A 10845-nucleotide genomic window follows, 5' to 3' on the forward strand; every position below is an offset into this window, starting at 1 on the left:
CACGACAAGAAGACAGCCAGAGATGGAAGTCTTACAGGTATTCATGACAAGAACCATATCACTGAGGAGCCGTATGAGGTGAAAGTCTCACGTACGGTTTTGTAGACGAGTCGGTTGGGTGACTGACCGGCTTAGTTTAATGGTATCGGCAAAATGCTGTATAACTATGGTGCTGAGGTGAGTTATTTGAGTTTTGTTAGATAAAGCTGAGTTACGCCGTGTTTTACTTCAAAAACGCCAGTCCATGTCTGTGGAAGAATGGAGAGAAAAAAGCGATCGCATCTGTAGGCAACTACAAAAGTCTGCTCTATTTACTCAAGCTAAAACAATACTAGCTTATTTCAGTGTTCGTCAAGAACCTGACCTCAGTCCATTATTTGCCGATTCTCAGTATCGTTGGGGATTTCCCCGGTGTGTTGGTAAGTCCCTCACCTGGCATTTTTGCACGCCCCTCGATGCTGTTAATATTGGCGCTTATGGGATTACAGAACCCCATCCCCAAGCGCCAATTGTAGACCCTGAATCCGTTGATTTGATACTTGTCCCTAGTGTGGCTTGCGACTATCAAGGATATCGCTTAGGTTATGGTGGGGGTTATTATGATCGTTTACTCAGTTCTCCAGCATGGGTAAGTAAGTCTACTATCGGTATTGTCTTTGATTTTGCCTATTTACCTCAATTACCTGTGGACATTTGGGATAAACCATTACAAGCTGTGATTAGTGAAAACCATTGCAGTTAAACCAATTTCGTCCCCTACAAATGTGCTATCCATCAAGAATTATCAATTGACGATTTTGAACATCCCCAACTCACGACTAAAACTGATTTTAATCTACGGGTTATTAGGAGCCATGGCACTAGTAACTCTGTTTCCCCTGCTGTGGCTGATCAGCACAGCCTTAAAGTCTCCCACAGAAAATATTTTACAGTCTCCCCCCCAGTTGTTACCCAGTCAACCCACAATCAATAACTTCTTGACTGTGTGGCGATCGCTACCTTTTGCACAATACCTCTATAATAGCACCTTAGTAGCACTGCTCACAGTAGCCTTGAATCTACTGTTTTGTTCCCTAGCCGCTTACCCCTTAGCTAGACTATCATTTGTGGGGCGAAACTCTATTTTTATTGCTATCGTCTCTACAATCATGATTCCCTTTCAAATCGTCATGATTCCCCTATACATATTGACAGTGCAACTGGGTTTAAGAAACACTTACTTAGGCATCATTTTTCCCAGTTTAGCCTCAGCTTTTGGCATTTTTTTACTGCGACAAGCCTTTATGGGTGTGCCCAAAGAACTAGAAGAAGCTGCCCGCATGGATGGTAGTTCTGAGGTAGGCTTATGGTGGCATATAATGTTACCAGCAATTCGCCCAGCATTAGTTACCCTGTCGATTTTTGTATTTATCGGCTCTTGGAGTGACTTTCTTTGGCCATTAATAGTCATTCAAGATGAAGGCTTATATACCCTTCCCTTGGGAGTCGCCAAATTAGCCGGGACATTTTCTTTAGACTGGCGCTTAGTAGCTGCTGGTTCCATCATATCCGTTGCGCCCATACTGCTATTATTTTCATTTTTACAGCGCTACATCGTACCAACAGAAACTAGCACTGGTGTCAAAGGGTAAAAATCCTCTGATTTTATAGCCAGTCAGAGCTACCATTACTTACTAGTACGGGCAGGTTCATATCAGCTTTAAACTGAAATTGACGGTGTAATGCTCCTCCATTGTTTGCTGATTACTGGCTTTGATAGCATCTAGATAGGGTTGTAAAACTTGCAACTGTGGCAAATTCACACGATAAGTGATATTTCCGCGTTTTTTAAACAGTGGTGCCGCTGCAATAGACTGGTAGAGAGAATTATTTCCAGTACTTTCACTTATCCAGGCAGAATCTGGAGTTGCAGGTATTAAACCCGGAGGTAACTCACCTTCCAAGAAAGCCAATAAGCGTTCCTGGCAAATAGTCGTATTAATACCATCACCCTCAAATAGCTGGAGAATTTCGTCAAAAGATAAAATTCTATGAGAACAATATTGCAGTAACTTCGTGAACAGGAAATAGTCACTGTATACTTGCCGGGATTGTTCTAAAACCTGGGGATGCAAAGGTAACATCGCTAAACCATAGGCTACCCGACTACAATTGGGAGTGCCGTTTTTACCCAGATATAAATCTTGAATAATCTTAGCGTCAGGTAGTTCTTGCTGTAGCCACGTATTCACAATTTCTAAAGAAGCCATCCCCCCAGTTAAAATAGCCTGATTAATTGCTGTCGCCGGTAGACCGCTAACTGCTAACAACTTTTTCAACTCTTGGTTTAAACGTCGCACAAAGGGAATCAACACATGATTTTCTAAGTCGCTTCGCTGTAATACCCACCGTTGATCTGCTAATTCCAGAGCAAAAGAATCCTGCTGTTGTAAAATTAGCTTTAAAGCCAAGGCTGCATCTAGTACCGCCTGTCCTAACAAAGAACTTTGTAACTTCTGCTGGAGACGAATCCGAGCCTTAATATCCGGTTTCCCCACTTGTGGTAAATCTAATTCTGCTAGTCCCAAACTGCTAGTGAAACTTACTTTGTCAGCAAAAGTAGGTTGCCATTGCCAAAAGTTGTTAGCGGTTGTTGTACTGTCTTCCTCATAATTCTGGCGTGTTTTTCGATATCTGGGGGGAAGCAGTAACTGACAGATAATATCTTGCTCAATGGCATTGCTAGCATAAGCAAAACTATGGAGCATGAAATCACCGTGTACTAATTGCTCTAGGTTCTCTGGTAAATTAACCAGGGCCATTTCGGTTGTAGTCGCGCCAATATTAATCACCAAGGTGTAACCAACCATAGGATGATCATCAGGTCTGGCTGGATTTAACCCCTGGTAATCAGTAAGCACTGTTTCACCATGAGCGCCATCTAGTCTACCCAGTAGACTAGCAATGGCTTCCTCCAGAAAAAATACTTGCTGTGGATGTGGGACTAATTTACTAGAGAGTACAGCTTCCCGCACATTAAACCGATATGTTTCTGAGCAGCTAGATGGACAGGTGCAAATGACACCAGCAATTTTATTAATAATCTCATGGAATGTTTCCTGATTTAAACCCACAGCACTAGCGGTTAAACCTTGAGTGGTACTATGGCCATCTGATTTTAAGGTTAACAGTAACTTGGAGAGCGATCGCACAACCCAAATTAAAGGACCCGCAGAAAACTTGTTGAACTGCAATATAGGTTCCCATGTTTCTTGTTCATTCTGATATGGGATAGCTACCTGCAAATATGGCTTCAACTGTACTGAATAAAAATTATGCTTCTGCTCTTGATTAGCTTGCGCCAAAAAATTTTGAACCTCTGGGCTTTGCGTTTCCGCTGGAGGTACAGAACCTGTGGGTAGATAAACCTCTGCTGGTAAACGAAACGACTCTTGAAAAGAACTAACCCCCCGTTGCTTGTCTGCTGACCAGCAGATAGGATAAACCACAGCAGTGGAAAGATTCAACAAAGCCGCAGAAATTCCAGTAGTACCCAGATCAATACCTAGATACCAAATCGATTCCTGTATATTTAGCGCCACATCTTTATTCTTCACAAACTTAGGACTGCCAATTAAAGAGGCTCTGTGCTCAGTACTGACTTGCTCTTGTGTTTCTGTTGTGGGGCTAAAATCGAACTCAGCTTCGGTTTGCGGCGAAGAGATGGGATTAATCTGGAATACATCCACATCAGAGTCAGCCTCAGTTGCAGTTGCAAAATTGTTTGGCGGCTGGTTTATACTATCTTCCAAAGCTGCGAAAATTAGACTCAAGTTGAAATCTGGCTCTAGCATTTCACTCAGGTCGGCTAAATCCTGATCAAATTCTTGGGTCAGATCTTGACTCAGACTCATCTGATCCGGATTAACAGACTGGTTTTCCCCGGGTGATAGCTGGCGTGGCGTAACCATGGATAAGTTGTCTGTGGGCGCTGTGGAAATATCGTGATCTAAATGTTCCTGTTCCTGCTCATGCAGCACTAGTGAAGACTGCTGACTATCATCCTCAACCTCTGCTGTTTCCAAGCCAGAAGAAACTTCTAACTCATCTTGTTCACCATCTAAATTAGTCAATAATTCACTCACTGGGCTAGTATCAGCACTGCTTGGCTGTATCGAAACAGTACTAGTGAATCCCTCTTCTGTTGGCCACAAGCCAGATAAATCAGTAGGTTGTTCTGGGTTGGTATCTTCCTCAAAAGACGGTTCTTGCCATAACTCTAATTCTGCATCTGCTTCTTGCAAGGAAGAATCTAATAACTTTTGCACTGGTTCCATTGGAGATTCAAGAGTAGTCCCTCTCCCATCTGCTTCTAAGGGATTACTTTGAGATTCAGGTATATTTTGTGCAATATTCGACGGTGGTAAATCTTCTACATCACCCCTCGATATAGTTAAATTATCATTACCCCATAAACTGGCATAAAGTTCATCGACTTGATCACCAGGTGATTCTAAGCTATCTACAACGTTACTAGATGATAGATGATCATCTTCTACTGCTGCTGGCGCAATATTATTTACCTGAGTTGATAATGATGGTGCTGGAGATACGGATTGATTTTTTTGTAACTCTGGGACAGATAACAGATTCATTGCGGCTTGTTGCTGCAATTGCTGCGTTAAGTTTTTCACAAAGTTGGTCATCAACTGCTCGCCCTGCACACCTGTACTGTGCATTCTCCCCAACCCTTGATTTAAAGACTGGTGATAAGTGTTGATATTGCGTTGTAGCGCCTCAAAGACGAAATTTACAGTCGCATCAAGGGATAATAGACGTTGATCCAGTTCCCTGGTCAGGTGTGTTAACCGTTGGGTCTGTTCTGATGTTTGTAATAAAGGTTGACTCCTAGAGAATGCGGGTGTGTTTTTGTCATTATTAGTACTATTTGAACTGGACTCCTTACTGTAATTTTCTAGGATATTTGGTATTAAATTAGATACAATTCGGCTCATAAGTAACTGCAAAAATTCGGAAATCATCTGCTCCTGTTGAGCATACTGCTGGCTTAAAGAGTAGTTGTGCAGTTTCCTTTGCTCGAGCTGTCTAATTTCTTGTGCCAGAATTTTCCGCTCTTGCATCATTGCAGCTAATTCCGCTTGTAATGGCTGTATTAATGTTGATAATTCGCCCTTTAATTGATTTAATAGCAAATTACCTTGTTCCCGGTCAGCTTGGTTTGGCTCTGTCCTTTGGCTAGACTGATTACCATCAACCTGAGTGAGAAATTTCTCTGACAAACGTGACTTTTCCTCCGCCACCCTCAACTGGTTTTGGTTATGATTATTTAAAGTCTCACGTTCTTTTTCCTGGACAAGGAAGGTACGAAGTTTTTCTAAAACCTCTCTGGTTTCCGATCCTTGATCAGGTAGAAGCGTTAAGTCAGGCTGAACACGGCTGTTAATTAAGTTGTCAATGTCTGCAATTAATTTTTGGATTTCATCTGCGCGGGAAGTCACTTTCAATTACCTTGGCTAGAATTGTTACTTACATGAGAATTACCACATTTCACCAGGTGGTAACCGTTTGACAAAACCTACTAAAATATACTAGTCTAAAAGAAGGATTTATCATCATCAAATGTCCTTGGTCGTCTTTTGTCCGGCTAACTCTGGATTCAGGTAAATTTGGGTAGGTTTAACAGATCGGTATTATGCCAGTTACGTAAGTCCTGTAATTCTAACCTATAGGAGTCCTATCCGATTTTTAAATAGGCTGGAATATCTATCCCTTGTTTCCTTCCCATACCAATAAACAAGAACTGTCAGCGCATGATATTTTTTGCTCATGGACTGAGGAACCAGCGTCTAAATACGCAGTATTGACTATAGCGGAACACTGAGGTCAAAGTCGTTCAAACTTTTTTCACCATGAGTATTTCAAATTCTCTACCAGATGAAAACCCAGCCCCGGAATTTCCCGACTCCATTAACAAACAATTAGAACCAGAGCATTTGAGGCGACCTAGACTAAAAGTTGACGCGCCTTTACGAATGGTAGAAACAGCATTTTTAGCCAGTGCTGCTAGTTTGATTTGGTTGATTAATTTCTACTTTCCTTTGGGCCCGGTATTACGGATATTCTTTCCTGTACCCATCGCTCTAGTTTACCTACGTTGGGGCAAAAGAGCCGCCTGGATGGCTGCTGTTACTTCTGGTTTGCTGCTATCAGTTCTCATGGGGCCTGTTCGTAGTCTATTATTTGTTATGCCCTTTGCCTTTATGGGTGTGCTTTTAGGGGCAACATGGTATCGTCGTGTTCCCTGGATTGTATCTATTACCTTGGGTACCCTCTTGGGTACCTTAGGGGTGTTTTTTCGGTTGTGGTTGCTGTCTGTGTTATCGGGTGATGACCTGTGGGTTTATGTGATTAACCAGGTAACAGAACTGATAGAGTGGGTATTTTTGAGGCTACAATTATTAGCTAGCCCTAGTTTGTTTGTGGTGCAAGTGGGAGCAGTCGCTTTGATTGTCTTCAATAATTTTATTTACCTGTTTATGGTACACCTGGCAGCATGGCTATTATTGGGCGCTATTGGAAATCCGATTCCGCGTCCGCCACAATGGGTGCAGGTGATTATGGATTATGAAGGTTAAGTAATTGATTCGTATTTATACCCAAATCCAACAGGGTCAAAAATGGATTACTAAGTATAGGGGTGGTTTACCCCTGTTTGCCTGTGTTTTAGGTTTTACTGACACTGGCCTCATTCCGGGTATTTCAGCGGCTGGTAGTACTCCAGAAGCTCGAAAGTATACAGCTTGTGCTGATGCTGAGTTTTTATATTACGGACCAGGACGAAAACCTCTCTATCCCCTACCACCGCTGACCGCCGGCGCTTCACCTGTAATCATTTCTCGTGCTGTTGTTGAGGCGCTCAATATTCCAATTTATTTGTTTAATGCTGGCTTACCTCAGCCTCCCGCAGTACCAGTTATTGATCTGGGTGGCTACCCGGCTAACTGTTTAAGTAAAGGTGCTGCTATGAAAATTACAACGGTACACCATTTGCTCCAGCAAGGGCTACTCTGGGGAGAACGCCTGGCTACTAATGTTCAACAAGGATATGTGATTTTAGGTGAGTGTGTTGTCGGAGGTACTACAACCGCTCTAGCAGTTTTAACTGGCTTGGGCATAGACGCTGCTGAAAAAGTCAACAGTAGCCATCCTGTTTGTAATCATACACAAAAGTGGGCAGTAGTACAAGCCGGACTGGAAAGGATGAGGCTCCCAGCGCAAAAAGAATCATCTCCCCCCTCTGACCTCATAGATCCTTTACAACTTGTGGCCGCAGTGGGTGATCCCATGCAGGTGGTGGTAGCTGGAATGACTATCGCAGCTAGTCGCCATTGTGGTGTTCTTCTGGCAGGTGGTACACAAATGCTGGCAGTTTATGCTTTAATAAGTGCGATCGCTGATGCTTATGACTTGTCCTGGCAACCAGCAGAAGTAGTTGTAGGTACAACCCGTTGGGTAGCAGAAGATCCCACTGGTAAAACCGTTGACTTAGCCCTGAGCTTAGGCAAAAATATCCCCCCTCTACTTGCTACTCAGTTAAATTTTGCTAACTCTCGTTATCCGCAACTCCAAGCTTATGAGCAGGGCTTTGTCAAAGAAGGGATAGGTGCTGGAGGTGCTTGTATTGCTGCTCATCTCAGGCAAAATTGGCAGCAAAATCAACTTTTAACTGCCATTGAAGCTCAACTAGACCAATATACCTCTAATTGCTAATTCACTTCAAAAATGTCCATTGTACAATGATGAAATTATCTGAGACTCGTTCTCCTGCAATGGGTAGGAATGCCTATCCACACGCCCTTATCGAGAGTTATGTGGTGCAACACCGTAAGTCAATGAATTCTAATTTTCATTAATTGTTCTTCTAAAGCAGCAATGCGATTGTATGCTGCCGTTAACTGTGCTGTTAGTCGTTGTATTTGAATTTCCGGTGTTAATATCTTATCTGCACTTTGCCGATTCAGGTCTAAAGACATACCATCTGTCAATACATCCTTATGCTCAAGCTCTGGATGTAAGTTCATATCTTCTTTTAACTGGGAGCGAACTACATCACTCTTCCCTAGAGAATTCTTCCCAGCTTGTGTGTTTGCTAAAGAACATTCCGAGAAAGCTTGAGCAATTTTACTATCAAGTGCTTCAATCACCTGGTAGAGGGAATCAAGCTTATGACTCAAATTTATAATTTGCGTTTGCAATGTCTCCATTTAATATCCTATTCCGTATATTTTCCTTATGTTATTCAATTTGTAGGTGATATTAACTATACTTTTGAATTATTTAATTTTTTCCACAAGGGATCAGGGTATAATCAGTAAGTATTTAATCCTCAATAGAACTTAAAGTTTCTTAAAAGTATAATTTTGAGGATAATAAACTTACGGGCAGTTTTTTTTTGAGAAAAATACTTTAAAGTTACTTAATGCCTCAAGCTTACTAATATTATTCCGACAATACCTCTAAATCAGCACTTGGAGTATATTCTATATATTTATTTAATATATGTGTAATCAAGAATCCAAAATTCCAAATCCACAATCGATAGATCGACGTTCTTTTTTATTGGCTGCGGGTGCAGTGGCGCTGTCCCAGATTCTGGTCGGTTGTGATACAAGCAATCAAACACAACTGCATATCCAGTTATTAAAAGGTTCCATCCCCGGTCAGATAGTTCCTCAGTTTCGCCGAAGTTTACAGCAACAGGTACAGTTGAATTTTGCCCCAGTTGAACAAATAGAAGATTTATTCAAACAATTGCAAGCTTGGGAGGATACCTCAAAACCCACTAGCAAGGGATTTTGGAATCGGTTTATACCATTTATGCGATCTGGTAGCAGCAGCGCTTCGCGATCGCAACCAGCAGTTGCATCTGACTTAGTAACATTGGGAGATTACTGGCTCAAAGCAGCTATTGAACAGAAACTCATTCAACCACTAGAAGAAGTCAAACAGTTAAAACATTGGTCCGCTTTAGATCAAAAGTGGCAGCAATTGGTAATACGCGATGATCAAGGTAACTTAGATCCTCAAGGAAACGTGTGGGCGGCTCCGTACCGTTGGGGAAGCACAGTAATTATTTATCATCGTGAAAAGTTGCAAAGTTTGGGTTGGACTCCGCAGGATTGGAGTGATTTGTGGCGAGATGGACTACAGCAGCGGATTTCTTTACTCAATCAATCTAGAGAAGTGATCGGTCTGGTTTTAAAAAAGCTAGGAAAATCCTACAACACAGAAAATATTCAGACCATACCAGACTTAGAAAATGAACTCAGAGCATTAAATAAACAGGTAAAATTATACAGTTCCCAAAACTATCTAGAACCGCTCATTATTGGAGATACTTGGCTAGCCGTTGGTTGGTCTAGCGACATAATACCGGTTTTGTCACGTTATCCTCAATTTGCCGCAGTTATACCCAAATCAGGAACAGCAATTTGGGCTGACTTATGGGTATGCCCTACAAAAGTGAAAAAAGAGACTTTTTTATCACAGTGGATTGATTTTTGTTGGCAACCAGACATCGCAAAACAAATTTCTGTGATCACTAGAAGTAATTCCCCAATTTCTCCTCATGTTGACCTATCAAACCTGCAAGAACCATTTAGAAGCCTACTACAGAGTAATCGTCAAGTTTTCGAGAACAGCGAATTTCTGAGTTCCTTACCTCCATCAGCAATTCAGGAATATGAATCTTTGTTTGCCAAAATCAAACAAGGGTAAAATCAGTTCCCAGACGAGGTTACCAATATCCCAGTTAATGATCAATGATATCGTCAACCCACCAGTAGCTATTAATTGGCAAGAAATTATGGTTCTGGCAAAGATGAGTATGATGAACAGAATGATTGAGGTGGAATAGTTATTCTGATAGCAGCTATAAAACTGCCATACTGTCACACATTAGTTGGAGATCCATGACACCTCAAGAATTTTTAAACAATTTGGCAGCAGCCTCAACAGATCCAGAAAAACTCATGGTTGTTGCTCAATACATAGAAACAACAGCCATGGACAATGCCACAACACCAAAATGGCGGCGCATTGCTTACAGTTCCGAGATTGAAATGGCCCTGAGTAATTTGGCTTTTCATTTAGAAGCACTAGCCGAGAACGCTTGACTTTGCTGCTTCAATTACCTTTTCTTATCCACTCTCTGGCGGCTTTCTCTGCTGCTTCTGGGCTATATTGACCCACCGGATGGGCGCTTTTGGTTTGGTAATACATATGAGAAAGCGAATCGATACCCAGAATAGTTGAAAATTCCCGTTTGATGCTACACGCGGAACCGGGGGTTAGAAACCCCCGTCTCAAAGCTAAAGTCAGATAAATCTGACACCGAAGATCATGTATTTGATGATCTTGACAAGATGCGATAGCGAAGCGCTGCTGTTAAAGGCGATCGCTATTCCGGGATCTGTGACGGGGCGTAAGATCCCCCACTTCTCACATCATCACACATAATCTAGGATAACTTTGGTTAAGATCCCCGACTTCTCACATCATCACAGATAATCTAAGATAATTTAACTAGAAGTCCGGGATCTGTGAGGTGGTTAAGATCCCCCACTTCTTTGCGTTTAACAACAGATAGTGGATATAAACGAATAGATGATAGATCACATGGGGGGTTTTATCTCTACCCTAGGATAGATGACAAACTTACAGTTATTCTAACTTAAAGTTATTTACACTTGTATAAATTTTAATAAACTGTCTGCTAAATTACTGTCTGCTATCCTCTATATTGAAATTTCTGCCCTTGTATATCCCCTAGTTTCCCATGTCCAG

The 10845-nt window shown here is 41.8% G+C and carries 8 protein-coding genes; 6 read left to right on the forward strand and 2 right to left on the reverse strand.

Translation table 11 applies throughout. The features are described from left to right. Positions 1–193: 193 nt before the first annotated feature. The gene (locus PN457_RS03780; protein ID WP_271731425.1) at positions 194–742 is read left to right on the forward strand and encodes a 5-formyltetrahydrofolate cyclo-ligase; all 549 of its coding nucleotides are present in this window, start codon (positions 194–196) and stop codon (positions 740–742) included. 112 nt (positions 743–854) lie between these two features. Further along, the gene (locus PN457_RS03785) at positions 855–1631 is read left to right on the forward strand and encodes a carbohydrate ABC transporter permease (protein ID WP_271731438.1); all 777 of its coding nucleotides are present in this window, start codon (positions 855–857) and stop codon (positions 1629–1631) included. A gap of 57 nt (positions 1632–1688) precedes the next feature. On the opposite strand, the gene PN457_RS03790 is transcribed toward PN457_RS03785, so the two are convergent. Continuing rightward, entirely contained in the window at positions 1689–5498 is a 3810-nt protein-coding gene (locus tag PN457_RS03790; protein ID WP_271731427.1) for a hypothetical protein, read from the reverse strand. A gap of 411 nt (positions 5499–5909) precedes the next feature. On the opposite strand from PN457_RS03790, the gene PN457_RS03795 reads away from it, so the two are divergent. Together PN457_RS03795 and cobT are read left to right on the forward strand one after the other, a co-directional pair. Further along, a complete protein-coding gene (locus tag PN457_RS03795) occupies positions 5910–6635 on the forward strand; it encodes a DUF2232 domain-containing protein (RefSeq protein WP_271731429.1) in 726 nt (241 codons plus the stop codon). Between the two features lie 4 nt (positions 6636–6639). Further along, the gene (gene cobT, locus PN457_RS03800; protein ID WP_271731431.1) at positions 6640–7770 is read left to right on the forward strand and encodes a nicotinate mononucleotide-dependent phosphoribosyltransferase CobT; all 1131 of its coding nucleotides are present in this window, start codon (positions 6640–6642) and stop codon (positions 7768–7770) included. A 119-nt stretch (positions 7771–7889) separates the two neighbouring features. On the opposite strand, the gene PN457_RS03805 is transcribed toward cobT, so the two are convergent. Next, positions 7890–8264 carry a hypothetical protein gene (locus PN457_RS03805; protein WP_271731433.1) on the reverse strand — a complete coding sequence of 125 codons (375 nt, stop codon included), beginning with the start codon at positions 8262–8264 and terminating at the stop codon, positions 7890–7892. A gap of 295 nt (positions 8265–8559) precedes the next feature. On the opposite strand from PN457_RS03805, the gene PN457_RS03810 reads away from it, so the two are divergent. Both PN457_RS03810 and PN457_RS03815 read left to right on the forward strand, forming a co-directional pair. Then, on the forward strand, positions 8560–9777 hold the full coding sequence (locus PN457_RS03810) for an extracellular solute-binding protein (protein ID WP_271731435.1): 1218 nt from the start codon (positions 8560–8562) through the stop codon (positions 9775–9777). A gap of 194 nt (positions 9778–9971) precedes the next feature. Next, on the forward strand, positions 9972–10175 hold the full coding sequence (locus tag PN457_RS03815; protein WP_271731436.1) for a hypothetical protein: 204 nt from the start codon (positions 9972–9974) through the stop codon (positions 10173–10175). The last annotated feature ends 670 nt before the right edge of the window (positions 10176–10845 follow it).

It is taken from the genome of Anabaenopsis arnoldii, assembly GCF_028331025.1.
GTDB classification, from domain to species: domain Bacteria; phylum Cyanobacteriota; class Cyanobacteriia; order Cyanobacteriales; family Nostocaceae; genus Anabaenopsis; species Anabaenopsis arnoldii.

Excerpts from the sequence above, each read along its gene's own strand:
- PN457_RS03805 (WP_271731433.1), bottom strand. The coding sequence starts at position 8,264 with ATGGAGACATTGCAAACGCAAATTATAAATTTGAGTCATAAGCTTGAT.
- PN457_RS03810 (WP_271731435.1), top strand. The coding sequence starts at position 8,560 with ATGTGTAATCAAGAATCCAAAATTCCAAATCCACAATCGATAGATCGA.
- PN457_RS03785 (WP_271731438.1), top strand. The coding sequence starts at position 855 with ATGGCACTAGTAACTCTGTTTCCCCTGCTGTGGCTGATCAGCACAGCC.
- PN457_RS03795 (WP_271731429.1), top strand. The coding sequence starts at position 5,910 with ATGAGTATTTCAAATTCTCTACCAGATGAAAACCCAGCCCCGGAATTT.
- PN457_RS03815 (WP_271731436.1), top strand. The coding sequence starts at position 9,972 with ATGACACCTCAAGAATTTTTAAACAATTTGGCAGCAGCCTCAACAGAT.